The sequence below is a fragment of the Micromonospora inyonensis genome, assembly GCF_900091415.1.
In the GTDB taxonomy this organism is placed as follows: domain Bacteria; phylum Actinomycetota; class Actinomycetes; order Mycobacteriales; family Micromonosporaceae; genus Micromonospora; species Micromonospora inyonensis.
Window position 1 is genome coordinate 3,184,192 of sequence record NZ_FMHU01000002.1, and the last position, 25,216, is coordinate 3,209,407.

Sequence of the window (25,216 nt, forward strand, 5' to 3'; positions counted from 1 at the left end):
CCCGCTCAGCGGGTGAACGGCCGGACGTCCCAGAGCCACACGTCGTCGACCCGCTTGCCGGGGCCGAACATCGCGTCCAGGGTCGTCCGCAGCTCCGTCTCCCGGCCGTGTCTCGGCAGGGCGACCGCGTCGGCCTTCCAGTGCCGGACGTCGGCCCGGGCCTGCTCCACCTCGGCCGGGGTGACCGTCGGCGGACGCTGACCCCGGGCGACCGCGGTCAACAGCGTGGCCGTCGGCCGGGGCTCGACGCCCCACCGGCCGGTCCGGTCGGTGGCGGAGACCGGCGCGAGGAAGTAACCCTCGGGCACCGCGAATCCGGCCACCGCCTCGGCACCCCAGTAGATCGAGGTCATGCCGTTGACCGGCACCGGCACCAGGGTACGTCCCGGCGCGACGTGCTCCTTCCAGGTGCCGCTGCCGACGAAGTCCGGCACCGGGACGCGGCTGCGGGCGTCCAGCGGCACCGGCATGACCGGCAGCAGCGCGGCCACCGCGACGGCCACCGTCAGCCCGCGGACCAGCCGGCCCTCCGACCTGTTCCGCGACTCGGCGCCGACGAGCCGGTCCCCGGCGAGCGCCAGCAGAACGCCCAGCGCCGCCGTGGTGATCAACGCGAACCGGGACACCACCACCGAGTCGAACACCGGCAGGTGGTGGAGCAACGCGAACGGCGCCGGGACGTCGGTGCGTTCGGTCCCCCACGTCCAGGTGGTGCCGACGGAGAGGAGGGCCGAGACGAGGGCGACCACGGCCAGCACCCGGACGAAGATCTCCCGGCGCAGCCACCACAGCGCGGCGAACGCCACCACCACCAGCGACCAGCCGTAGTAGCTGCTCTGCTCGGTGGTGTTCGGCCCCCAGGGCTGGGCACTGGTCTCGCTGCCGGCGAGCGACTTCGTGGCGTACTCGACGTAGGAGCCGAGTTTCAGGGCGTAGGCGTCCGGGTCGCCCGGGTGCCCGATGCGGTGCTGCGGGCCGGCGAACTGCATCCACAGCGGGTAGGCGGCGGCCAGTGCCACCATCACCCCGGCGATGGCCAGCCCGCCGAGCAGGGGGCGGGCCCGTCGCAGGGCCTCCCGGGGACGCACGGCGAGGTAGCCGAGCACCATGAACAGGCAGCCCAGCGCGGTCAGGAACAGGATCTCCAGGCCGATGAAGAACTGCGCGACGACGAGCGCGCCCAGCACCAGCCCGTCCCGGACCACCCGCTCGCCCCGGGCCAACGCCAGCACCCGCCAGACGAGGAACGGCACGAGCCACTGGGCGGTGATGTGCGGGTGACCGTTGCTGTGCGAGACCAGAGCGGGGGCGAAGGCGCAGAAGAGGCCACCGACGAAGGCCGCGCCCCGGGACCCCACCAGGTGCCGGGAGAGCACGTGGTACCACGCGTAGGCGGTGCCGGCGAGGTTCAGCGTGATGAACAGCAGGTACGAGAAAGAGGCACCGAAGAGCAACGTGAACGGGGTCAGCACCAGGCCGGGCAGCTGCATCCCCACGTTGGTCATCAGGTTGATGCCCTCGGGGGCGTTCTGGAGGGTGGTGAAGAAGGGGTTCTCGAGGTGGGTGTAGGCGTGCGCCGCATGGGCCAGCATCCACTCGTTGAAGCCCTGGTCGTTCGGGCGGCTGCCGAGCAGGCGACCGTCGTGGTCGCGCCAGCCACGGGCGGTCACCCAGAGCGCGCCGACGAGGTAGACCAGGGCAGCGACCAGGTCCGCCCGACCTCGCCCGAGCCGCCGGCGGGGCACCTCCGCATCGACCCGGGCCGCCCGGGAGCCGGCCTCCGGCCCGCCGTCCGGGGCGGTGGCCGGCTCCCGCTCGACGGGCCCGTCCGCGTCCGGGGACGCGCCGTCACGGCTCAGGCCTTGGGAGGGAAGGGCAGTCATGGCCCAGTAGTCTAAAAGGTGTCCAACGGCCCGGTTTCGCGCGAGGCGGCCGGGACGGTCCGGTCGGCACCTGCGGACAGCCGTCGACCGCGGGCCGCGCGACGGGTCGCCGACGCGGCGGCGCACCCGGCGCGGGGCGGGCCGTGGCGCGGCGGACGGGGCGGGGACGACGCTATTGTGGTGTCGCGCTCTGCTTCGGGACCGTCGCACGGCCGGACGTCAGGGCTGGCACCGCGTCCGGCCGAAACCGTGGGGCACAGTCTGCTGTACCTCTGCCACAGCCCGAGGAGACACACACGTGAAGGTCGTCAGCATCGTCGGCGCCCGTCCACAGCTGGTGAAGCTCGCGCCGATCGCCGCCGCGTTCGCCGAGCGTGACTGTCGTCACGTCATCGTGCACACCGGTCAGCACTACGACGTCGATCTCTCCGACGTCTTCTTCTCCGGCCTGGGCATTCCCGCGCCGGACGTGCACCTGGGCATCGGCTCGGGCAGCCACGGCGTGCAGACCGGCCGGACGCTCGCCGCGCTCGACCCGGTGCTCGACGCCGAGCGGCCCGACTGGGTGCTGGTCTACGGCGACACGAACTCCACCCTGGCCGGCACTCTCTCCGCCGTTAAGCAGCACCTCCCGGTCGCCCACCTGGAGGCCGGGCTGCGCTCGTTCAACCGGCGGATGCCGGAAGAGCACAACCGGGTCCTCACCGACCACGCCGCCGACCTGCTGCTCGCCCCCACCGAGGAGGCCATGCGGCACCTCGCCGCCGAGGGGCTGGCCGCGCGGTCGACCCTGGTCGGCGACGTCATGGTGGACATCTGCCTGCGCATCCGCGACGCCGTGGAGCGGGGCGACCACCCCCGGCCGGAGCTGCCCGAGGGCATCGATCCGCAGGCCCCGTACCTCGTCTCCACCCTGCACCGCGCGGAGAACACCGACGACCCGGCCCGGCTCACCGCGCTGGTCGACGCGCTCGCCGACCTGCCGGTCCCGGTGGCGCTGCTGGCCCACCCGCGCCTGCTGGCCAAGTCCGAGGAGTACGGGCTGAAGCTGAACCGGGGGGCGCTGCACGTGGGCCGGCCACTGCCCTACGCCGGCATGGTGGCGGCGGTGCTCGGCTCGGTGGGTGTGGTCACCGACTCCGGCGGGCTCCAGAAGGAGGCCTACCTGCTCGGCCGCCCCTGCACCACGCTGCGCACCGAGTCCGAGTGGATCGAGACGCTGGGCGACGACTGGAACCGCCTGGTACCGGACCCGCACACGCTGGCCGACTGGGTCGCCACCGCCACCCGCCCCGCGCCGGAGGCGCCCCGGGGCACCCCGTACGGCGACGGCCGGGCGGCGCATCGCGTGATCGAGACCCTGCTCGCGCACCAGGCATGACCGAGCCCCGCACCCTCACGATCGGCAGCATGCGATGAACAAGCGTTTCTCCCTCCCCTGGACGCAACCCCGCTCCGGCCCCCGGCCGCACGTCATCTACCTGGCGATCGGCTTCCCACCGGCGGCGAAGAGCTGCGCCTACCGGATGCGCGAGACGGCCAACCAGTTCTGCGCCCTGGGTTGGGACGTCACCGTCATCACGTTGTGCGACGAGGCGTGGGAGCGGGAGTACGGCCTGGACCACACGCTCTCCGAGAGCGTCGACCCCCGGGTCAAGGTGGTCAAACTGCCGCTGATCCGGCAGGACCTGGAGACGGACATCCGGGCGTTCTCGGAGGACCGGTCGTTGAACCCGGGCGGTTGGATCACCGAGCTGCGCAAGCGCGAGCAGAAGGTGTTCCCCGAGCCGGTCTTCGGCGGCTGGCGGCACGAGTTGGAGAAGGCAGTGCTGCGGGTGCACCGCGAGCACGCCGCCGACCTGCTGCTCTCCTCCTGCGCGCCGTACGTCAACATCGCCGCGACCTGGAAGCTCTGGGAGGAGTACAAGGTCCCGTACGCGATCGACTTCCGGGACGGCTGGTCGCTGGACGTGATCGGCGGCGGTGAGGCTTTCACCCGCGAGTCGGTCTCCGGGCGCTGGGAGAGCCGGGTCCTGGAGCAGACGGTCGCCGTCTGGACGGTCAACGACCCGATCGCCGGCTGGTACCGCGAGCGCTACCCGCACCTGGCCGACCGGGTGCACGTGGTCCGTAACGGCTACGACGAGGAGAGCCTGCCGGCGATCAGCGGCCGGGCGCCCGACCCGGCAGCCGGCCTCACCTTCGGCTACCTGGGCTCGGTGAACTTCCCGCCGGACTTCCTCGACGCGGTGCTCACCGGCTGGCGGCTCGCCCGCCGCGACGACCCGCTGGTGGCCCGTTCTCGGTTCGAGGTGCGCGGGCACATCGGAGCCGGCGCGATGCGCGAGGCCAACCGCCACATGGACCTGCTCAAGGCGGCCGCGCCGGACGACGTCACGTTCGGCGGCCCGGTCGCCAAGACTGCGCTCTCGGCCACCTACGGCTCCTGGGACGCCCTGGTGCTGATGCTGGTCGGTGGCCGCTATGTCACCTCCGGCAAGGTCTACGAGTTCATGGCCACCGGGCTGCCGGTGCTCAGCGCGCACGACGTCGACCACGACGCCCGCAACGTGCTCGCCGGCCACCCGCTCTGGACCGGCGCGGTCGGGATCGACCCGCAGCGGCTCGCGCACTCGTTCTCCGAGGCGGCGCGCCTGGCGGTCACCGCCACCGAGGCCGACCGGGCCGAGGCGCGGGAACGGGCCCGCCGCTTCGCCCGCCCGGCCGTGCTCGCCCCCGCCGTCCGGCACCTGACCCAGCTGGTCCGGCCGGGCTCGTCCGCCTCGACCGCGACCGCCATGACGGGAGTCTGACGACCGTGACCACTGTGCTCATCGTGGCCAGCAACGTCCCCGCCCAACCGGCCGTCCTGACCGAGGCGCTGGAACGCTTCAAGGGTCGGGGTGCCCGGGTCGCCGTGGCCTGTTTCTTCGACGCGGCCGAGCTGGAGATCGATCCGGCGCTGGCCGAGGTCCGCTCGTTCGCCGTGCCGAAGGAGCAGATCGACAAGCGGCTCCGTACCGCCCTCGGCCGGGCCCCCGCCAACCGGAAGATCTGGCTGCATGCCCAGCGCAGCGGCTGGCTCATGAAGTGGGCACGCACCGCCGACCTGCTCGTGGCCATCGACCCGCGCTCGGTGCACACGGTCTGGGAGATGGCCCAGCGCAACGTCGCCGCCAGCGCGTGCTACGGCTTGGTGCCGGCGCTGCGCGCGCTGGACGCCGGGGTGTCCGCCCCGGTGACCACCCGGCTGGAACGGCAGGTTTCCGCGACCGCGGCGCGGGGGGTGCGGGGGGCCCGTCGGGCGGCGATCTCCAGCGCCAAGACGACCCTGCGCAAGGCCACCGGCCAGAAGGTCATGGGCACACCCGCCGGGGCGTGGCTCTGGACCCGCGCCGTGTCGGCGCCGAAGATCCCGGACCGCTACCGCAGCAAACTCGCGGCACGGGTCCACGACAGCGCGGTACGGGCGGGACGGCACGCCGAGGCGGCCCGGGCCGCGACGGCGGCGGTGAACCGGATCTCCAACGCCGCCACCCGCGCCGAGCTGCTGACCAAGGCCGCCCAGTCCGAACTGGCGGTCGGCCGGGTGCCGGAGCGGCTGCACGACGCGATCAGCGCCCAGCTGACGCTCGCCGACAGCCTGCTGCGCAAGGACCGCAAGCGGGCCGCCACCGCGCTCTCCAACGCGTGGAGCCTCGCCTCGAACCGCGTGCTGCACTTCGACCGGCTCTCCTCGCCGCTGGTCGACGACCCGGCCGGGTACCTCGCGCCGTTCCGGGCCAGCGAGGCCGCCCGCCTGCTGTCCGCGCCCCGGGGCCGGGCGGTCCCGGCGGCCCCGGGGCCCTCCGGCCGGCCGCTGCGGATCCTGCTGGCCACCCTGATCAACGACAACTTCCTGCACGAGATCCGCCAGCGGTACGAGGCGATGCCGAACGTCGAGGTGCGCTTCCTCGACCTGGACGACGACCCGGCCCGCCGGTCGCTGGCCCGCAGCGGCAGCTCGGTCATCGAGCACAAGCTCGCCGGTCACACGCCCTACGGCGAGAAGATTGAGGAGTGGCTGCGCCCGCACCTGGACTGGGCCGACACGGTCTTCATCGACTGGTGCCAGGCGACCGCCGCGCTGTTCACCATGCCGGATCCGGGTGACACCCGGATCGTCATCCGGCTGCACAGCTTCGAGGCGTTCAACTTCTGGCCGCACCTGGTGGATTTCTCCCGGGTCGACGACGTCGTCTTCGTCTCCGACCACCTACGGGACCTGTCCACCGCGGTGCTGCCGCAGCTGCTCGGGGCCCAGGCCCCCCGGCTCTGGGTCATCGACAACGCGATGGACCTGCAACGCTACGCCCGGCCCAAGCCGGCCCAGGCGCGGTTCAACCTGGGCATGGTCGGGGTGGGTTCAGTCGCGAAGGACCCGCGCTGGACGATCGAGGTGCTGCGCCACCTGCGCCGGCAGGACGAGCGCTACCAGCTGCTGCTGATCGGCAGTGACCTCAACGCCAAGACCAGCGTCGCCGCCAAGCAGTACGCCGACCTGCTCAAGCGGGACCTCGCCGAGCTGGAGCCGAGCGGTGCCGTGCAGCGCCGGGGCCAGACCGACGACGTGCCGGCCGCGCTGACCGAGGTGGGCGTCATCGTCAGCTCGTCGGTGCGGGAGAGCTTCCACTGCGGTCTGGTGGAGGGTGCCGCCAGCGGTGCGGTGCCGGTGGTACGGGACTGGCCGTACTTCGCCAGCGGGGCGCACGGTGCCCGTACCCTCTTCCCGGCCGACTGGGTGGTGGGCTCCCCGGCGCAGGCCGCCGAACGGATCCTGGCGGCAACCGCGACCGAGGAGGACTGGCGGCGCTCCGGTCAGGCCGCCGCCGAGCACACGCTGAAGACCTGGGACTGGACGGTCACGCAGACCGCCTTCGACCGGCTGTTCCTGACCGACTGAGCCGACGCCGCGACGACGGACGACGACGTGGGCCCCGGCCATCCGGCCGGGGCCCACCGTCGTCCTCAGCTGACCGGTGCCGGGTCCTTCTCCGGCTCGGGGGCGGGGACCGACGGCGCGGGGGGCCGCCCCGGGAGCAGCCGTCGGTAGACGTCCTCCATCACCTGCGCCTGCGCCTCCCAGGTCCAGCCCGCCAGCACACCCGGCTGGTCGTACGCCTTCCGGTACCGCTCCGGATCGGCCAGCACCATCCGCACCGCGCGCAGGTAGTCGGCGAGGTCGTCGGCGACGAACACCTCGCCCTGGCCCGTGGCACGGGTGGTGTCCGCCATCGTCTGCACGTCGCTGACCACCATCGGCAGCCGGGCGTGCGCGTACTCGAAGAACTTCGTGATCAGTGCGATCTCGTGGTTGGGCTTGTGGTGGATCGGGATCACCCCGGCGTCGGCCGCGGCCAGGAACTGCGGCACCTGCCAGTGCGGGACGTACGGCAGCAGGTGCACCCGGTCGGCGACGCCCAGCTCGGCGGCGAGGTCCTCCAGCTCGATCATCGTCGGGACCTTGCCGTTGGGGTGCAACGAGACCAGCGCGACGTGCGCGTCGGGCAGCTCGGTGAGCGCCCGGATCATGACGTCGACCCCGCGGGACGGGTTGATCCCACCGCAGTAGACCAGCAACGGCGTGGCGGCGTCGATCCCGCAGAGCGCCCGCAGGTCCGGTACCGGCAGGGCCCGTTGCTCCGGCGTGAGCGTGCGCGGCGGCGCGTTGAGTACCACCGACGGCTGCTCGGGCAGGTCGTGCATCTTCCGGAGCAGGTCGGCCAAGGTGGGCGACACGGTCATCACCGCGTCGGCGTACGGGGCGTGCTCACGGACGTACGCGATCTGCGCGGGAAGCCAGCGCAGGTTCTTCGGTCGGCCGATGATGCCGGGCACGAACTCGTGGGCGTCCCAGACGAGCTTGACGTCCCGCCCGGCGGCACGGGCCCGCATGGTGGCCCGCGCGCCGACGCCGAGCATCCGGAAGTCGTGGGCGTGGATCAGGTCCGGCTTCAGCTCGTCCAGCACCGGGGCGAACGCCAGCTCGTAGTCCCACAGCTCCGGGTCCAGCCGACGCCAGGCGCGGTCCCCCATCGTGGTCTGCCAGAACCGCAGCGCCAGGTTGTCGATCCGGGAGTGTGGGTCCTGCTGGCGGTCCTGGAGGCGCTTCAGCTCCGCGTTGCGGAACTTGACCCACTGGAACCTCGCCTTGTTCATGAAGTAGGGGACGGCGAGCACCCCCTTGCGGCTCAGCTCAGAGAACTGCGAGATGGTGCCCTCCCGGCGCGCGACCTTGATCTCCGACAGCCGGAGGTCGAGGTCGTCGCGCTGGGCCTTCAGCCGTTGGATCTTGCGCCTGCCGTCCGGACCGGGTCGGTAGGCCAGCGGCCGGCGCAGTAGCGCCCGCCGGTAGGCCACCGGGTGCGGAATACGGCGGGAGACGCTGATCAGCCGCACCTCGGCGTCGCCGATCCGCCAGGTGTCCTCGGTGGCGGCACCGCGACGGATGCCGACCAGGATCACCTCCCAGCCCGCTTCGGCAACCGAGCGGGCCGCCTTCTGGACCCGAGAGTCGCCGTGGACGCCGTTGTCGACGAGCATCACCACCCGCCCACGACGAGACGGAGCAGCGGCGCCCTGGACAGGTTCCATCGGTGAGTTCTCCTCGTTGAAAGGTTCGGCGGACCGGTCAGTGGCCGGACCACCGGGACGGGTCATCGGACGGGCGTCGGCGGGTCACCGGAGGAACGCGTCGAAGGCGGCCGCCGTGCGCCGGCCGTCGTGGTGCTCACGGACGAACCCGGGGCCCTCCGCCGCGAGGCGGGCGGCGGTGGCCCGGTCCTCGATCAGCGACTCGATCGTCTTCACGAGGGTCGTGGCGGTCGCGTTGACGATCGGCGGCCGGAGATCGACCCGCTCGTGCACACTCTCGCTGAGGTAGGAGACCACCAGTTTGCCGGCGGCCATCGCCTCGCAGGCGAAGGTGCCGTAGGTGCCCATCACGAACTGTTCCGTGACGACGTCCGCCTCGAAGACCAGGCGGCGCATCTCGTCGTGCGGCATCCCCTCGACCAGCCTGAAGTCGATCACTTTGCGGTCATGCAGCTCCTGAAGGTCGGGCAGGATCCGATCGGTCCCCTTCGTCCACCGGGTCGACGGCGCGTGCAGCACCACCGGCCGGGACCGTTCCATCACCGGACGGTCGCAGGCCCAGCCGTCGACGTCGACCACCAGCGGGGCCCAGGTCGCCCATGGTACGTCGTCCAGCAGATCGGGCGTGGTGACGAAGAGTGGCAGCCCACTCTCCCGCGCGATCTGCCGGTTCCGTTGCGCCACCGTCGTGAGCCGCGCGCGCAGCTCCTCCGGGGCGTCGCGGAAACCGGACTCGGCGTGGCGGTCGAGGTGTTCGACCGGGTGCCGGATCTCGCTGCCGTGCGCCAGCAACGCGACCTTGACCCCGGCCCGGGTGAGGGCGGGCAGGTCACCGGCGATGTCGTCACCGTTGAGCCGGCCGAGCACCGGGCGGAAGGCGTCCACGATCAGGTGGGTGTAGCCACTCAGCACCCGCCGGATCTGGTCCAGCTGGACGTCGAGGTGGTGCTCGGTCGGGAAGTGCAGGTACACGTCGGCGGGGTACCGGAAGGAGGACGGCGGCTTCGCCATCACCAGCTCCGCCGACACGGCCGGGCGGGCGGCGCAGACGGCGGTGGCGATCGCCGCGAGCTGTCCGGCATAGTTCGCCGTGCCGAGGCCGAGCCGGACCGGTCCGGTGCCCAGCGGGGTCCACGGGGTCGGCACCCCGGAGGGCCCGGCCGGCGCGGAGGCGGGAACCGGCGTGGCCGGGGCCGGCGCGGTGGCCGCCCTGCCCGCCGGCACCGGCGCGCTGTCCGATCCGTCCGCCGGAGTCGGCGCGCTGTCCGATCCGTCCGCCGGAGTCGGCACGCTGGCCGCCCGTCGCACCGCGGTGGCGAAGGACGGCAGCGACCCGGTGGCGAAGACCTCACCGGCACCGTGCCGGACGAGGTAGTCGCGGACCCCCCGGGCGTTGCCGGCGACGATCCTCAACCCGGCCGCCCGGTAGTCGTCGAACACCTCCGGCACCAGGGGGGACGACCCGTCCGGCCGGCAGAAGCCGTGCACCGCCAGGTCGGCGGCGGCCAGGAAGTCGGGCGTCAGCCGGCGGGGGCGGACCACCCGGTGCACCCGTGCGTCGACCCCGGCCGCCCGGGCCCGGCGGAGCAGGCCCTCGACCGCCGCCCGGTCGCCGCCGGTCCATCCGTGAACGAGGGCCAGGTGGTACGTGGCCAGCCGGGGCAGGGCGTCGATGATCGCGCCAAGGCAACGATCGTCGACGATCCGTCCCGCATGCACCAGCAGCGGGACCGCGTCGGAGAGCCCGCAGGCCTCCCGTACCGTGGAGTAGGACCGCCAGGCGGTGGCTTCCCGCAGGGCCGTCCGCACCGGCGAGTAGACCCGCCGCCTCATCACCGAGACCAGCCGCCGGGCCGGCGACGACGTCATGGCAACGCCAGCTCCGGGGCGGCGCCGGACGGCGCGATCGAGACGGTGACACCAGCCGAGGCCGACTCGAGCGTCGCGGCGGCGACCTGCACGGTCCGCAGACCCTGCCGCAGGGTGACGATGTCGCTCTGCTTGCCCTCGACCGCGTCGCGGAACCGCTCGTGCTCGACCAGGAGCGGCTCCCGCTTGGGGATGGCGTACCGGACCATGTCGCCCTCGGCGACCCCGCGGAACGCGCGCAGCGCCTCCCACTCGGTGTCGATGGCACCGTTGGCGTAGAAGGTCAGGTCGGCGGTGAGCGTGTCGGCGACGAAGCAGCCCCGGTCACCGGTGATGACGGTGGACCGCTCCTTCAGCGGGCTCAGCCAGTTCACCAGGTGGTTGACCATCGTGCCGTCGGCGAGCTGGCCGACGACGGCGACCATGTCCTCGTGCAGCCGGCCGCTGCGGGAGACCGTCCGGGCCGAGACGGAGGTGTAGTCCTGCCCGGTCACCCAGCTGGTCAGGTCGATGTCGTGGGTGGCCAGGTCCATCACCACGCCGACGTCGGCGATCCGGTGCGGGAAGGGCCCTTGGCGGCGGGTGACCACCTGGTAGACCTCGCCCAGTTCACCGGCCTCCAGCCGGGTGCGCAGGTTCTGCAGGGCGGGGTTGTAGCGCTCGATGTGCCCGACACCAGCCACCAGGCCACGCGACTCGAACGCCTCGACCAGCCGTACCGCCGATTCGACGGACTGCGCCAGGGGCTTCTCGATCAGCGCGCAGACCCCGTTGGCGGCCAGGTCCAGGCCGACCTGCTCGTGCAGCGCGGTCGGGCAGGCCACCACCGCGTAGTCGAGGCCGAGGGCGAGCAGCTCACCCAGTTCCGGCACGACGGGCGCGCGCAGGGTCCCGGTCGTGTCGCCGGCCGGGTCGACGATGCCAACCAGCTCGACGCCGTCCAGGCCGGAGAGGATCCGGGCGTGGTTGCGCCCCATCGCGCCGAGGCCGATCAGACCGGCGCGCAACTTCTTCCGCTCGCTCATGCCACCGCTCCGCTTCGCTCTGCGCCGGCCCGAGCCGTCACCGCGCTGATCCTGACGATTCGCTCGCTCCACTCGCTCATTGGTGCACCCTTGTCTCACTCGAGCTGAGGTTGGTTCGAGTGCACCGGTGACCGTCGGGCCATCGCCCAGCTCGCTCGACCTTCGAGGTCCAGCATGAGTTCTGCGAGGCCCGGCGGCCCGGGACACCCCGACTGGCAACAGGGCTATGCGCCATCGAGCGCCGCTCAATGAGCGACCGGCAGTGGTGTCCCGGAACCGCCAGGTGCTTCCCCACTGGTAGCGCAGCGGAGAGGCAACTATGAGTGTGACCGACACCGCCGTGCCGGCGCGAGGCAACTCGGCCGGGGTGGACTGGGCCAAGGACGACTACGCGGTCTGCGTGGTCGACGCCGACGGTGAGCCGCTGGAGCGGCTGGCGCTGAAATACACCAGGACCGGCCTGAGACGGCTGATCGACCTGCTTGACCGGCATCGGGTGGACGCGGTCGGCATCGAACGCCCGGACGGGCCGATCGTAGATGCGTTGCTGGCCGCCGACACGACCGTGTACGTGATCCCACCCTCGCAGGTCAAGGCACTGCGCCGACGGTACGGCTCGGCCGGGAACAAGGACGACCGGTTTGACGCCTACGTCCTGGCCGACACCGTCCGCACCGACCGGCGCCGGCTGACCCCGCTCGTGCTGGACAGCGAGACAACCACCGGGCTGCGCAAGCTGTGCCGCGCTCGCAAAGACCTGGTCGCCCACCGCATCGCGGTCGCCAACCAGCTGCGCGCCCACCTGGCCACGACGCTGCCGGCCACTGTCGAGCTGTTCAACGAGATCGACTCGTCGATCAGCCGGCAGTTCCTGACCCGGTTCACCACCCAGGATGCCCTGGACTGGCTGTCGCCCAAGCGCCTGGCCGCCTGGCTGAAGAGCGCGAGCTACTGCGGCCGCACCGACCCAGCCGTGCTGCACGCCCGCATCGACGCCGCGCCTCGCGGCGCCACCGGAAACTACGGACAGACCCTGGCCGGCATCACCCGCGCCTACCTCGCCACCCTGGCCGCCATCGTGGCCCAGATCGACGCCCTGAACCAGCAGATCACCGAAGCCCTCGACCTGCACCCCGACCGGGACATCTTCACCAGCCTGCCCCGCTCCGGCACCGTCCGCGCCGCCCGGCTGCTCGCCGAGATCGGCGACGCCCGCGGCCGGTTCCCCACCCCGGCGTCCCTGGCCTGCCTCGCCGGCGTCGCACCCTCGACCCGCGAATCCGGCAAAGTCCGCATCGTGACCTTCCGCTGGGCCGTGGACAAACAACTGCGCGACGCCGTCTGCGACTTTGCCGGTGACAGCCGCCACGCCAACCCCTGGGCCGCCGACCTCTACCAACGAGCCCGAGCCCGCGGCCACGACCATCCCCACGCGGTCCGTATCCTGGCCCGCGCCTGGCTGGACATCATCTGGAAGTGCTGGACCACCAACACCCCCTACGACCCGGACCGCCACCGAGCCCTCCAACACCTGCTCAAACAAGATCATCAAGTGGCGGCTTGACACAGGGCAACTCATGCCGCACCCCCGGCGGCGTTCGCGGCGTCGGCGATCCGCTCCAGGTCGGCCTGGGTCAGCGACGGGTGGATCGGCAGGGAGATCACCTCGGCGGCGGCCCGCTCGGTCTCCGGCAGGTCCCACGGGCCCGGCTGGCCGTCGGCGGTGAGGTACGGCTTGAGACGGTGGATCGGGGTCGGGTAGTAGACCGCGTTGCCGATGCCCAGCTCGGTGAGGCGCTGCTGGGCGGCGTCCCGGTCACCGCGTACCCGGACGGTGTACTGGTGGTAAACGTGCCGGGCGGCGTCGGCCACCGGCGGGGTGACCATGCCGGTGATCCGGGAGTCGAGGAACTTGGCGTTCGACCGGCGCTGCTCGGTCCACTCGCCGAGCTGGGTGAGCTGCACCCGGCCGATCGCCGCGGCGACGTCCGTCATCCGCATGTTCGCGCCGACGATCTCGTTGGCGTACCGCTGCTCCATGCCCTGGTTGCGCAGGAGCCGCAGGGTACGGGCGAGCACCGGGTCGGCGGTGGTGATCATGCCGCCCTCGAGGGAGTGCATGTTCTTGGTCGGGTAGAAGCTGAAGCAGCCGGCGGTGCCGAACGCGCCCACCGGGGTGCCGTTCAGGGCCGCGCCGTGTGCCTGCGCGGCGTCCTCCACGACGGCTAGGCCGTGCCGCTCGGCGATGGCCATGATCTTGTCCATCGCGGCCGGGTGGCCGTAGAGGTGCACCGGCATGATCGCCTTGGTCCGGGGCCCGACGGCGGCCTCCACGGCGGCCGGGTCCAGGCAGAACGAGCCCGGTTCGATGTCGACGAAAACCGGCTCCGCGCCGACCAGCCGGATCGAGTTGGCGCTGGCGGCGAAGGAGAAGGAGGGGACGATGATCTCGTCACCCGGCCCGAAACCGAGCGCCATCAGCGTGAGCTGGAGCGCGGAGGTGCCGGAGTTGACGGCCACGCAGTGCCGGCCGGCGACGAGCTCGGCGAATTCCTCCTCGAAGGCGGCGACCTCGGGCCCCTGTACCACCCGGCCGCTGCGCAGCACCCGGACGGCGGCGTCGATCTCGGCTTCGCCGATCACCGGCCGCGCCGGCGGGATGAATTCGGCGTTCTGCCCATCCATGGGCATTCCTCCTGTCGTGTGGAGCTCGTCCGGCCGCGATGCTAGCCGGTTCCGGTGTCTCCGGAACCCGGTGGTGCGGAATGGGCTGATGAAGCGGACGAGCTGGGGATCGTCACGGTTGTGCGCTCAGCTGGACGCCCGGCTCGTCCCGGATTGATGGTTGGCATGCTACTCGGAGCGCTGCGGCGACCGTCGCGGCCATCCGGGGCAGGTCGGCCGGGTCCAGCGGGAGCCGGGCGATGGCCAGCCGCCAGTAGAGCGGACCGACGATGAAGTCGACCACGGAGTCCGGATCCGCACCGGGGGGCAGCTCGCCGCGCTCCACGGCGCGCCCGATCACCAGGCTGCCGATGGTGCGCTGGTTGAGCCGCAGCGCCTCCTCGAGGGTCTGGGCGATCTGCGGGTTGCGCGCCGCCTCGGCGAGCAGGTCGGGGATGATCTGGGAGGCGAGCGGGTGCCGCAGCGCCCCTGCCATGATCATGTAAAGCATCTCCAGGTCGCCCTGGAGGGTGCCGGTGTCCGGTAGCGGCAGGCGCTTGCCGGCCACGGCGGAGACGACCTCCAGCACCAGCTCCAACTTGGAACTCCAGCGCCGGTAGATCGCGGTCTTGCCCACCCCCGCCCGCCGGGCGACCGCCTCGATGGACAGCCGGCCGTAGCCGACAGCGGCCAGCTCCTGCATGACGGCCCGCCGGATGGCCGTGGTGATCTCGCCACGGAGCACCGCCGCTCCCGCCGGAACCCGCCTCTTCTCGGTCGTCACGTGGAACAATGTAGCGCAGGGACGGTACGGTTGCGTCCCGACGTGTTTTCCACTACGGTCCACGCAGCGATGAGGCTCGACGTGCCCGCCGCGGACGGTTCGGGCCGGCGACGTGCCGGAGGCTCGCCTCGCGCATCCCGTAAACCCTGGAAGATCGGAGCGCCTACCCATGGCCAACACGGCGGTGGCTGACGCCGACTCAGGACTGACCCGGGCGCAACTGGCCGCCCGGTACGGTCTGACGGTCGCCGGCGAACGGCCCACCCTGGCCGGGTACACCCGGCAGTTGTGGTCCTACCGGCACTTCATCGCGGCGTACGCGAACGCGAAGCTGATCGCCACCTTCGCCACCGCCCGGCTCGGGCGGGTCTGGCAGGTTCTGACCCCGCTGACCAACGCGGCGATCTACTTCCTCATCTTCGGGGTTATCCTCAACACCAGGGCCGGGGTCGACAACTTCATCGCCTACCTCTGCGTGGGTCTGTTCGTCTTCAACTTCACCCAGTCGGTGGTGCTCAACGGCACCCAGTCGATCAGCGGCAACCTCGGCCTGATCCGGGCGCTGCACTTCCCCCGGGCCAGCCTGCCGATCGCGGTGACGCTGACCCAGTTCCAGAACCTGCTCACCGCCATGCTCGTGCTCGTCGCGATCGTGCTGGTCACCGGGGAGCCGTTGACCCTGGAGTGGCTGCTGGTGCTGCCGGCGCTGCTGCTCCAGTCGGTGTTCAACGTCGGCACGGCGCTGGGCATGGCCCGGCTCGGCTCGAAGATGACCGACCTCAAGCAGCTCATGCCGTTCGTGATGCGGACCTGGATGTACGCCTCCGGCGTGCTCTACAGCGTGCAGAACTTCGCCAAGCACCTGCCCGGCTGGGCGCAGCTGCTGGTCGAGCTGAACCCGCTGCTGATCTACATCGAGCTGGTCCGGCACGCCCTGATGGAGGACGTCCCGCTGACATCCTCGGCGGCCCAGCTCTGGCTGGTCGGCACCGCGTGGGCGCTGGTCGCCTTCGTCGGCGGATACGTCTACTTCTGGCGCGGCGAGAAGGAATACGGTCGTGGCTGAGTCCAACCAGGTCTCCCCCGGCGTCACCACGGTCGCCGACCAGCGCGTCCCCACCGTCATCGCGGACGACGTGCACCTGGTCTACCGGGTCTACGGCGCCGGCACCCCCGGCAGCGGCTCGCCGGTGGCCGCGCTCAAGCGGATCGTCACCCGCACCAACGCGCCGAACGTCCGCGAGGTGCACGCGGTCAAGGGGGTCAGCTTCACCGCCTACCGGGGTGAGGCGATCGGACTGATCGGCAGCAACGGCTCCGGCAAGTCGACGCTGCTGCGGGCCATCGCCGGCCTGATGCCGACGAACAAGGGCGCGATCTACACCCAGGGGCAGCCCTCGCTGCTCGGCGTCAACGCCGCCCTGCTCAACGACCTCTCCGGCGAGAAGAACGTGGCGCTCGGCTGCCTGGCCATGGGCATGACCCCGGCACAGGTCCGTCGACTGACCCCGCAGATCATCGAGTTCTCCGGGATCAACGAGCGCGGCGACTTCGGCTCCCTGCCGATGCGGACCTACTCCTCCGGCATGGCGGCCCGGCTGCGGTTCTCCATCGCCGCCGCGAAGAAGCACGACGTGCTGCTCATCGACGAGGCTCTGGCCACCGGTGACGCCCGGTTCCGCCGGCGCAGTGAGCAGCGGGTCCGGGAGCTGCGCGCCGAGGCGGGCACGGTCTTCCTGGTCAGCCACGCCATCGGCACCATCCGCGACACCTGCGAGCGGTCGATCTGGCTGGAGTCCGGCCTGATCCGGATGGACGGGCCGACCGACCAGGTCATCGCGGCGTACAACGAGTTCATGAAGAAGTAGCGTGCGACGGCCTGCCCCCCGGTGAACACCGGGGGGCAGGCGCGTGCGACGGCGGAGCTAAGGTCGTACCGCGTGCCCGCCCGAGGAGTCGGGCACGGACGACGGCACGTGGATCAGTGAGGATCACGATGACGCAGGACCACCCCGACGGAGCCGGCACCGGTACGGAGGCCGCCCCGGCTCCGTGGCGCCCCTCGCGGACGGTGGCGGTGGTACTGGCCGGCGGAACGGGTTCCCGGGTCGGGCTGGGCATCCCGAAGCAGCTGGTCAAGATCGCCGGTAAGCCGATCATCGAACACACCATCGCGGTCTTCGAGGCGGCCCCCGAGATCGACGACATCCTCGTGCTGATGGCCCCCGGCTACGTCGACGACGCCCGGGGCATCGTCGAGGCGGCCGGCTTCCGCAAGGTCCGCCAGGTCCTCCCCGGCGGCGGGACGCGCAGCGACACCACCCGCCTGGCGCTGGACGCGATCGGCCCGGACGACTGCAACATCCTCTTCCACGACGCGGTCCGCCCCCTGCTCAGCGGGCGGATCGTCCGGGAGTGCGTGAACGCGCTCTGGACGTACCAGGCGGTGGACGTCGCGATCCCCTCGGCGGACACCATCGTCGAGGTCGGCGACGACGACTGCATCACCGGCATCCCGGTGCGCGCCCGGCTGCGGCGCGGGCAGACCCCGCAGGCGTTCCGCTCCGGCACCATCCGCGAGGCGTACCGGCGGGCCGCCGACGACCCGCACTTCGCCGCCACCGACGACTGCGGCGTGGTGCTGCGCTACCTCCCCGAGGTGCCGATCAAGGTGATCGACGGCGCGGACGAGAACATCAAGGTCACCCACCCGGTCGACGTGCACCTGGTGGACAAGCTCTTCCAGCTCGCCGCGGCGCGGGCCCCCCGTCCGGTGGACGAGCAGCGGTACACCGAGGAGCTGACCGGCCGGACGATGGTGATCTTCGGCGGCAGCTACGGCATCGGCCACGAGCTGGCCGAGCTGGCCCGCCGCTACGGCGCGCAGGTCTTCCCGGTCAGCCGCTCCGCCACCGGCACCCATGTCGAACGGGACACCGACGTGCAGGCCGCGCTGCGCACCGCGTTCGAGGCCACCGGCCGGATCGACCACGTGGTGGTGACCGCCGGGATCCTGGAGAAGGGCGCCCTGGCCGAGATGGACGAGGCGACCATCGACCGGCTCCTCCGGGTGAACTTCGTCGGGCCGGTGACCGTCGCCCGGCACGCGCTGCCGTACCTGCGCCAGACCCGGGGGCAGTTGCTGCTCTACACCTCCAGCTCGTACACCCGGGGCCGGGCCCGGTACGCGCTCTACTCGGCGACCAAGGCGGCGCTGGTCAACCTCACCCAGGCCCTCGCCGACGAGTGGGCCGAGTTCGGCGTCCGGGTGAACTGCGTCAACCCGGAGCGCACCGCCACCCCGATGCGCACCCGCGCGTTCGGCGCGGAGCCGGAAGGCACCCTGCTCGCCGCGGCGACGGTGGCCCGGGCCTCGCTGGACGTGCTCCTGTCCGACCTCACCGGCCAGGTGATCGACGTCCGCCGCTCGGCCGACGAACCGGTGGTGCCGGCCCAAGCCGGGCCGGCTCCCGCCGCCGCGCCGTCGGGTCGCTGAACCCGCGCCCCCACTTCCCACGCCACAGGCAGGAGAGTCAGCGAGATGCGTGGCACCCTGGTCCGGAAACTGCTCGCCCGGTGTCTCACCGTGGGCCTGGCGGTCCTGGCCTTCCTCCTGATCGCGCTCACCGGGGCGACCCTGCCCGGACTGCTGCTCGCGGTCGCCGCGCTCGCCGCCGGGGTGTGGGAGCGGCGGGTCCGTCCGGGCGCGGACGTCGCGGGCGAGTCGGTCCTGGTCGCCGCCGGCATCCTGATCGGGTACGCCCGCCGCCTCGACGCCGGCTTCGACCCCGCCCTGGTGGCCACCGCGCTGGTGGTGCTGGCGCTGGTGCTGCTCGACGGGCCGCTGCGGGAGGCCGGTGGCCTGGAGATCCGCACCGCCAACCTGCCGGTACGCCACGGGCTGACCACCGCCCACGTCGGCACGGCGATCCCGGTGCTGCTCGGCGCGGTCGCCTTCGGCGCGCTGCTCGCCCTGCCCACCTGGTACGCCCTGCTGGTCAGCCTGCTCGTCGGCGGCCTCGCCGGGGTGGTCGGGCTGCGTCTGGCCCGGCGGCGGTTCCGCCCGTCGACGGCGGCCAGCCCGGTGGCCCGCGCACTGGCCCGGCACCAGCCGGAGTTCCTGCTCTACTTCTCCGCCCCGCCCGGCTCGGAGTACCAGGTCACCATGTGGCTGCCGTACCTGGAGCGGATCGGCCGGCCGTTCCTGGTGCTGCTGCGCGAGCCGGAGTTCCTGGCCCCGATCGCGGCGGCGACCCGCGCGCCGGTGGTGTACTGCCCGACGCTGAAGGCGATCGACGAGGCGCTGGTGCCCAGCCTGCGGGTGGCGTTCTACGTCAACCACGGCGCGAAGAACGCCCACTGCATCCGCTTCACCCAGCTCACCCACATCCAGATCCACCACGGCGACAGCGACAAGGCCCCGAGCGCCAACCCGGTCTCGGCGATCTTCGACCGGAACTTCGTGGCCGGGCAGGCGGCGATCGAGCGGTACGCCCGCGCCGGGGTGCAGATCCCGGCGGAGAAGTTCGTCGTCGTCGGCCGTCCCCAGGTGGAGGCGATCGGGGTACGCCAGCCGCCGGTGCCGATGCCGGCCCAGCCGACCGTGCTCTACACGCCCACCTGGACCGGGCACCACGCGGACGCCGACTACTGCTCGCTGTCGGTGGCCGAGGCGCTGGTCGGGCGGCTGCTGGCCCGGGGCGCGACGGTGATCCTGCGGGCCCACCCGTACACCGCGCAGAACCCAAAGTCGGCCCGGCAGCTCGCCCGGGTGGAGGAGGTGCTCGCGGCGGACCGCTCCCGCACCGGCCGGCAGCACGTCTGGGGCACCGAAGCCAGTCGGGCGATGAGTCTGGTCGACTGCGTGAACCGCTCCGACGCGCTGATCTCCGACGTCTCCGGGGTCATCTCCGACTACCTCTACTCGGGCAAGCCGTACGCGGTGACCGACATGGGCGCCGACGGCGACGCGTTCACCGAGCGCTTCCCGCTGGCCCGCTCCGGCTACGTGCTGCGCCGGGACCTGGCCGACGTCGACGACGTCCTGGAGCGGCTGCTCGGCACCGACCCGCTGGCCGAGGCCCGCTGGGCGATGCGCACCCACTACCTGGGCGACTTCCCGGTCGAGTCGTACGCCGAGGGGTTCCTGTCCGCCGCCCGGGCGCACCTCACGCCTTCAGGTGGTAGGAGGGGCCCCCTGTTACCGCATTTTGAGGAGCAGGGGTCCCCTCCTACCACAGCGGCGGCTGTTCCCCGCGCAAGGGCTCAGGCGGAGTAGCCGCGGGTGGCGGCCCAGTGCGCCAGGCTGATGCTGGTCATCCAGTACGAGCCGGCGGCGGCGTTCGCCGGGTCCGCGATCTTGACAGTACGACCGTTGTCCCGGTAACCGACCACCGTCAGGTAGTGCCCGCCGGGGTAGGAATGCCATCCCCCCGCCACGTCGGTGGCGGAACCGGCGATGTTCACCACGACGGCGTACCCGCTGCCGACGGCCCGCACCACGTCGGCCTGGAGCCGGTCCATCTGGGCCGGGGTGGCCGCGCCACCAGGGATCGTCCGGGTCCGGTAGACGTCCCGGCCGACGAGGTCGTTGAGGACCCGGGTGGTGTCCTCGGCGGAGTTGGTGCCGGCCTCGGTGGTGTGCAGCCGCCGGGCGAGGTCGTCCTGGCTGCGAACGACGTCCCGGGCGGTGAGCGCGATCCGGGTGGCGGCCGGACCGCAGTAGTAGAAGGTGGTCTGCTCCTGGTACTGGATGTCGAGCACCTTCGACGCGGGCGGCTTCGGCGGGGTGGGGCTGGTCGTCAGGTCCGGGTCCGGCGAGCGGGTGGCGGCGGGCGAGGCGGAGCGGGTGGCCGGAGTCGCCGCGGCGGCCGGTGGGGTGGTGGCGACGGCGGACGGGTTGGCCGGGGACGCACTGGCGCGGTCGCGGTGCCGGGAGGCGGCGGTCGACCGGTCCGGCTCGGCCGCCGTGGCCACGGTGTCGTCCCGGCGTACCGGTGTGTCGGTGTCGACGAGCAGGACGCCGGCGGTGGACGCCACCACCAGCACCGCCGCCGAGGCGGTCACCTGGTAGGACCGGCGGGTTCGGAACAGGGTGAACGGTCGCGGGACCGGGTACTTCACGGATTCCTCCACGGAAGGCAGGGGTGGAGAGCGGCGCACCTCATCGGCGCGCGGACGGACCGCACGCGGGATCGACGGGTCGCGGAGGGTGCCCGCTCGGACAGCGCCTGAGGACGGACGCCGGAGTCAGTGCCGGCGACGCGGACGGCCGGCCGGCGGCACCTGGGCACCGTGGAGGAACCGGGAAACGGGGGTGTACAGCACGGACTACTCCTTCCGATACCGCCTACCGGGTTAGCTGACGGATTCGGGCGGGAAGATCGCCCTACCGCGGGTCGGCCCCGCGGATTCACCCCGGACGTACGTGGGTCCCCGGCTCGTCGAGCACGATTAAGCGGGCCGGCACGGTGTCGCCCTTTGCGACCTACGACCGCACCAGACGGGCCGACACTACTGATACCTTGATCCGCTGCCAACCCTCGTGAACAGGCCGAACGACCCCTCATACCCGGAATTCGAGCGCGTTTCCGGGCTGACGACGCTGAATGGGACGAGCCGTCTACCCGTCATCGTCGAGGCGGTTACCGCCACGGGTCGGCACAACCGGGCCGCCGCACCGGGCGCAGAACGGGACGACCGGGGTCGAAGGTGCCGCACGGCAGGACGTGGCCCGGGTCACGTCACGATCCGGTCACGCCGCCGACTGCGGTGACCCCGAAGTGCCACAGGGACCCCGCAGCGGCCCGGGGGACGGGACCGGTCAGGGCGTCAGCCCACCCGCGCCGGCCGCCACCGGGCAGCGGGACGGACCGCGCCGGGCACCCGTCGGGACGCGGCGACGACCGTCGAGGTGCCCGCCCGGAGGCGCTCCGCGGCGAGGGACGCCTCCTCCGCCAGGGACCGCGCCGCCCTGGCGGCCACCTCGGCTCGCTGCCAGGCCGCCCGCTCCCGCTCGGCCGCCGTCCGGTACTCCACCCGCCGTAGGTCGCGCAGCACCCGGGACAGGACCGCCTCCTGCACGACCGGGTGCAGACGGGGGTCCCACCCGTTGCGGCGGGCGAACACGTCGCTGAGCGCCCGCACCGACAGGTCCCCCCGCCAGTACGCGGCCATCGCGGACCGGTGCAGGAACCGCTCGCGGGCGACGTACTCGGCCGGGGTGCGGGGCGTCCGGGGTGCCGGCAGGGCGGTGGCCCCGGCGAAGCGACGGGCAGCCGTCTCCGCCTCGTCGTACGCCCGCCAGGCCTGGTCGACCCGTTCCTGCGCGGTCAGCCACTCCGTCCGACGGCGGCGGGCGGTGTGCGCGGCCCCGGCCGCGGCAACGGCCACCTCTTCGGCGTACCGGCGCAGGTCGGCCGGGTCGCGAACGACGGGGTCGCCAGCGGCCGGGGCCGGGGCGGGTGGGGGCAGCACCCCCTCCCGTTCCCGCTCGGGGCGTGCCACCAGGACGGTGAGCACGGTCAGGGCGAGCACGAGCAGGGCGGACCAGATGGCGGCCGCCCGGGGCACGTCCACCAGGAACTCGTAGAGAACGATGTCCATCGTCGGCACCTCACGGAACACGGAGCGGGTGGGGGCCGCACGGACGCCTCGGGTGCGGGCGCGACCATCGTCGCAGCCACCGGTGGGCCGTCGGCGGGTGCGGGGTGAGGTTCGTCGGATCAGCTCGGGCCCCGGGGACGGGACACCCGGAGCGGACAGATCAGCGGGGCGGTGGTGCCCGGGAGCCGGCCGCACCGGCGTCGGTGCCGACCAGCGGCCGGACCGGGGGCCGGCCGACCGCCCGGGACGCGGCCACCACGACCGGTGCGCCGACGGCCGGGCCGGTGCCGGAGGGCGTGCCCGCCTCGTCGCGGGCGTCCGGCTCGACCCCGTCAGTCGTGACCCCGTGGGCGGGGTACGACCCGACCAGGGCGGGCAGCCGTCCCACGGAGAGGCTTCTCTCGGCGAGGACTGGCACACCGCCAGCGGGGAGGCCCCCGGCGAGGGCGCCGCCGCTCAGCGCGAGGGCGACCGCCACGGCGAGGCTGGTGAACACCCGGAACGCCCGGCGCACCGACCGCCACCGATGGCAGTCGAGCACGACGGAAGACACGCAGAGCATGTTACCCCGAACGTCGGGTACCCGCATCGATGCCAGCCGTGCCGGAATCCGCGGCCTGGTCACCGGCCGGGGCCACGGCGTGTCCGCACCGGTCGACGCCGTCGGCGGCCCGCTGCCGGGGCGTCACGGCCGCCCGGTCCCCGGTCGCGGACGGATCCCCGGCCGGGGCGGGACGCTTCCGGCTGGGAGCGAGCAGGCGCATCATCGGGGTCTCCACCCACCGGTAGAGCAGCCAGGCCAGCAGCAGGTTCAGCAGCAGGAAGCCGACCGCCACCAGCGGCCCCGTCCAGCCGGTGAAGCCCACGCCGTAGTCACCGGTGAGCCGGAGGATGGTGACCATCACGAAGACGTGCACCAGGTAGAAGGCGAAGGACACCTCGCCGAGCCAGACCAGCGGCCGGGATCGCCACGGCGAGGGCAGGCCCCGCACGTCGGCCCGGGCCGCCGCGGTGATCACCAGGATGTACGCGGCCGACAGCAGCGCCGCCCAGAGTTCCGCGCGGATCCACTCACCGGCCACCGCCCAGGTGACCACGAAGACCAGGCTGGCCAGCGGCAGGGCGGGACCGCGCCAGTGGCCGCGCCGCATCAGCTCGGCCGCGGCGACGCCCATCCAGAACTCGGTGGACCGCACCAGCGGGAAGATCTGGGTGAACCACCAGCGGCTCTCCTCGGGCACCAGGAGCTGGCCCGGCCAGAGAGCGAGGATCACCAGCGGTACCGCGACCACGACGGTCCAGAGCATCCACGACGACGCCCGGCGCAGCGCCGGCAGGACGAAGGGCAGGCAGAAGTAGAAGAACAGCTCGCAGGAGAGCGACCAGCTCACCGTGTTGACGCTGTAGAAGTAGCCCGGGGTGGGGTTCCAGGCCTGCACGAGCAGCAGGTTCTGCACCGCCGCCGAGGGGTTGACCGGGTCGGCGAACCAGAGCCCGACCAGCAGCGCCACCGCCCACATCAGCACGTGGTTCGGGTAGATCTTGGCCACCCGGCGCCGCCAGAACGCCCACTTCGTGTCCTGCGGACGGGCGGACCAGACCAGCACGAACCCGCTGAGGACGAAGAAGAACTGCACCCCGGACAGGCCCAGGGTGAACAGTTGGTCCACCACGACCTTGAACTCCGGCTCGACGATGATCCGCATCGTCCCGACGTGGAAGCCGAAGACCAGCATCGCCGCGATCCACCGCAGTCCGGTCAGGGAGGGCAGGCGGGACAGGGACCGGTCGGCCCCCGCCGTCGGGGTGAGGCTGGTCATGACACCGCCCGCGGGTACGGCTCGCGGATCGGCATACGGGTTCTCCCGTCGGTCGGCCGGCGTACGCCGGATTGGTCACACCGGGCGGAACCGGTCGGTGCCGCCCCGCCGGGCACCCTACCCCGAGCGGCCGCCTCTCGTACGCGTGTACGAGATGCAGGTAGGATCGGCCGGGTGGCCGACATCGCGTACCAGCCCTCGATGCTGGACCTCACCGACCAGGGCCCCGCCCTGGAACCGCTGGTCGGGCGGGTACGCCGGCACGAGCTGGGCCGGGGTGCCTGGGTCGACCACCTCCCCGGCTGGGTATGCGGCTCCGATCCGGTCCTCGCCACGCTGCTGCGGGAGGTGCCCTGGCGGGCCGAGCGCCGCCGGATGTACGACAACGAGGTCGACGTGCCCCGCCTCCTCTGCTGGTACGCCGCCGGCCGCCCGCTCCCCCACCCCGCGCTGACCGCGGCCCGCGCCGCCCTCAACCGGCACTACGCCGCCGAACTGGGCGAGGAGTTCGTCACCGCGGGCATGTGCCTCTACCGGTCCGGCCGGGACAGCGTCGCCTGGCACGGCGACACCATCGGCCGGGGCGCGCACGCCGACACCATGGTCGCGATCGTCTCGTTCGGCACCCCCCGACCGCTGCTGCTGCGCCCGCGCGGCGGCGGGACCGGCCCGCGCTTCCCGCTCGGCCACGGCGACCTGGTCGTCATGGGCGGCTCCTGCCAGCGCACCTGGGAACACGCCGTCCCGAAGACCAGTCGTGCGGTCGGGCCCCGGGTCAGCGTGCAGTTCCGCCCCGCCGGCGTCGCCTGAGCCTCCTGCGCCGACCGCCCGCCCCGCGTCCGCCGTCACCGACGGCCGGTCCAGCGGGCCGGCCGCCGCCGGCGCTCTGCTACAAACGTCCAGGGTCGCCGCCGCCCCCACCAGGTCCCACCG

General features: G+C 72.6%; 19 protein-coding genes and 1 riboswitch. Of the genes, 9 read left to right on the forward strand and 10 right to left on the reverse strand.

Features of this window, described 5'->3' with window-relative positions; genetic code table 11:
* Nucleotides 1-5: 5 nt before the first annotated feature.
* Nucleotides 6-1,883: a DUF6311 domain-containing protein gene (locus GA0074694_RS28420; protein WP_245714956.1), complete on the reverse strand. Its 1,878-nt coding sequence runs from the start codon at nucleotides 1,881-1,883 to the stop codon at nucleotides 6-8.
* Nucleotides 1,884-2,181: 298 nt separating this feature from the next.
* On the opposite strand from GA0074694_RS28420, the gene wecB reads away from it, so the two are divergent.
* Genes wecB through GA0074694_RS28435 form a run of 3 tightly spaced genes read left to right on the forward strand, consistent with a single transcriptional unit; the run spans nucleotide 2,182 to nucleotide 6,825 of the window.
* Complete coding sequence (gene wecB, locus GA0074694_RS28425; RefSeq protein ID WP_091462989.1) at nucleotides 2,182-3,264, forward strand: non-hydrolyzing UDP-N-acetylglucosamine 2-epimerase; 1,083 nt, start codon at nucleotides 2,182-2,184, stop codon at nucleotides 3,262-3,264.
* A gap of 34 nt (nucleotides 3,265-3,298) precedes the next feature.
* Nucleotides 3,299-4,696 (forward strand): glycosyltransferase family protein, encoded by a 1,398-nt coding sequence (locus GA0074694_RS28430; RefSeq protein ID WP_091462990.1) that lies wholly within the window; start codon nucleotides 3,299-3,301, stop codon nucleotides 4,694-4,696.
* 5 nt (nucleotides 4,697-4,701) lie between these two features.
* Entirely contained in the window at nucleotides 4,702-6,825 is a 2,124-nt protein-coding gene (locus GA0074694_RS28435; protein ID WP_176738148.1) for a glycosyltransferase, read from the forward strand.
* Nucleotides 6,826-6,890: 65 nt separating this feature from the next.
* On the opposite strand, the gene GA0074694_RS28440 is transcribed toward GA0074694_RS28435, so the two are convergent.
* The 3 genes from GA0074694_RS28440 to GA0074694_RS28450 all read right to left on the reverse strand — a co-directional run bounded on the left by GA0074694_RS28440 (nucleotide 6,891) and on the right by GA0074694_RS28450 (nucleotide 11,410).
* Complete coding sequence (locus tag GA0074694_RS28440) at nucleotides 6,891-8,516, reverse strand: glycosyltransferase family 4 protein (RefSeq protein ID WP_245714957.1); 1,626 nt, start codon at nucleotides 8,514-8,516, stop codon at nucleotides 6,891-6,893.
* Nucleotides 8,517-8,600: 84 nt separating this feature from the next.
* Nucleotides 8,601-10,385 (reverse strand): glycosyltransferase family protein, encoded by a 1,785-nt coding sequence (locus GA0074694_RS28445; RefSeq protein ID WP_091462992.1) that lies wholly within the window; start codon nucleotides 10,383-10,385, stop codon nucleotides 8,601-8,603.
* Nucleotides 10,382-11,410 carry a Gfo/Idh/MocA family protein gene (locus GA0074694_RS28450; RefSeq protein WP_091462993.1) on the reverse strand — a complete coding sequence of 343 codons (1,029 nt, stop codon included), beginning with the start codon at nucleotides 11,408-11,410 and terminating at the stop codon, nucleotides 10,382-10,384. Before GA0074694_RS28450 ends, GA0074694_RS28445 begins: the two co-directional genes overlap by 4 nt.
* 319 nt (nucleotides 11,411-11,729) lie before the next feature.
* On the opposite strand from GA0074694_RS28450, the gene GA0074694_RS28455 reads away from it, so the two are divergent.
* Nucleotides 11,730-12,974: an IS110 family RNA-guided transposase gene (locus GA0074694_RS28455; protein WP_091461346.1), complete on the forward strand. Its 1,245-nt coding sequence runs from the start codon at nucleotides 11,730-11,732 to the stop codon at nucleotides 12,972-12,974.
* Nucleotides 12,975-12,985: 11 nt separating this feature from the next.
* Here GA0074694_RS28455 and GA0074694_RS28460 read toward each other — a convergent pair whose 3' ends face one another.
* Entirely contained in the window at nucleotides 12,986-14,095 is a 1,110-nt protein-coding gene (locus tag GA0074694_RS28460; RefSeq protein ID WP_091462994.1) for a DegT/DnrJ/EryC1/StrS family aminotransferase, read from the reverse strand.
* Nucleotides 14,096-14,207: 112 nt separating this feature from the next.
* A complete protein-coding gene (locus GA0074694_RS28465) occupies nucleotides 14,208-14,819 on the reverse strand; it encodes a TetR/AcrR family transcriptional regulator (RefSeq protein ID WP_176738206.1) in 612 nt (203 codons plus the stop codon).
* Between the two features lie 208 nt (nucleotides 14,820-15,027).
* Between GA0074694_RS28465 and GA0074694_RS28470 the strand changes: the two genes are divergently transcribed.
* The 4 genes from GA0074694_RS28470 to GA0074694_RS28485 all read left to right on the forward strand — a co-directional run bounded on the left by GA0074694_RS28470 (nucleotide 15,028) and on the right by GA0074694_RS28485 (nucleotide 20,136).
* Entirely contained in the window at nucleotides 15,028-15,924 is an 897-nt protein-coding gene (locus GA0074694_RS28470) for an ABC transporter permease (protein WP_091462995.1), read from the forward strand.
* A complete protein-coding gene (locus tag GA0074694_RS28475) occupies nucleotides 15,917-16,726 on the forward strand; it encodes an ABC transporter ATP-binding protein (protein ID WP_091462996.1) in 810 nt (269 codons plus the stop codon). Before GA0074694_RS28470 ends, GA0074694_RS28475 begins: the two co-directional genes overlap by 8 nt.
* Before the next feature lie 128 nt (nucleotides 16,727-16,854).
* Nucleotides 16,855-18,354: a bifunctional cytidylyltransferase/SDR family oxidoreductase gene (locus GA0074694_RS28480; RefSeq protein ID WP_091462997.1), complete on the forward strand. Its 1,500-nt coding sequence runs from the start codon at nucleotides 16,855-16,857 to the stop codon at nucleotides 18,352-18,354.
* Between the two features lie 45 nt (nucleotides 18,355-18,399).
* The gene (locus GA0074694_RS28485; RefSeq protein ID WP_141714298.1) at nucleotides 18,400-20,136 is read left to right on the forward strand and encodes a CDP-glycerol glycerophosphotransferase family protein; all 1,737 of its coding nucleotides are present in this window, start codon (nucleotides 18,400-18,402) and stop codon (nucleotides 20,134-20,136) included.
* Here the strand turns inward: GA0074694_RS28485 and GA0074694_RS28490 are convergent.
* From GA0074694_RS28490 to GA0074694_RS28505, 4 genes are all read right to left on the reverse strand, one after another.
* The gene (locus tag GA0074694_RS28490) at nucleotides 20,124-20,993 is read right to left on the reverse strand and encodes a C39 family peptidase (protein WP_425413647.1); all 870 of its coding nucleotides are present in this window, start codon (nucleotides 20,991-20,993) and stop codon (nucleotides 20,124-20,126) included. The genes GA0074694_RS28485 and GA0074694_RS28490 overlap by 13 nt on opposite strands.
* 196 nt (nucleotides 20,994-21,189) lie before the next feature.
* Nucleotides 21,190-21,328: riboswitch (cyclic di-AMP (ydaO/yuaA leader) on the reverse strand.
* A gap of 361 nt (nucleotides 21,329-21,689) precedes the next feature.
* Nucleotides 21,690-22,463: a hypothetical protein gene (locus GA0074694_RS28495; RefSeq protein ID WP_091464231.1), complete on the reverse strand. Its 774-nt coding sequence runs from the start codon at nucleotides 22,461-22,463 to the stop codon at nucleotides 21,690-21,692.
* Between the two features lie 160 nt (nucleotides 22,464-22,623).
* Nucleotides 22,624-23,016: a hypothetical protein gene (locus GA0074694_RS28500; protein WP_141714299.1), complete on the reverse strand. Its 393-nt coding sequence runs from the start codon at nucleotides 23,014-23,016 to the stop codon at nucleotides 22,624-22,626.
* Nucleotides 23,017-23,026: 10 nt separating this feature from the next.
* On the reverse strand, nucleotides 23,027-24,283 hold the full coding sequence (locus GA0074694_RS28505) for an acyltransferase family protein (RefSeq protein ID WP_091462999.1): 1,257 nt from the start codon (nucleotides 24,281-24,283) through the stop codon (nucleotides 23,027-23,029).
* A 201-nt stretch (nucleotides 24,284-24,484) separates the two neighbouring features.
* On the opposite strand from GA0074694_RS28505, the gene GA0074694_RS28510 reads away from it, so the two are divergent.
* On the forward strand, nucleotides 24,485-25,093 hold the full coding sequence (locus GA0074694_RS28510) for an alpha-ketoglutarate-dependent dioxygenase AlkB (protein WP_425413673.1): 609 nt from the start codon (nucleotides 24,485-24,487) through the stop codon (nucleotides 25,091-25,093).
* Nucleotides 25,094-25,216 lie beyond the last annotated feature (123 nt).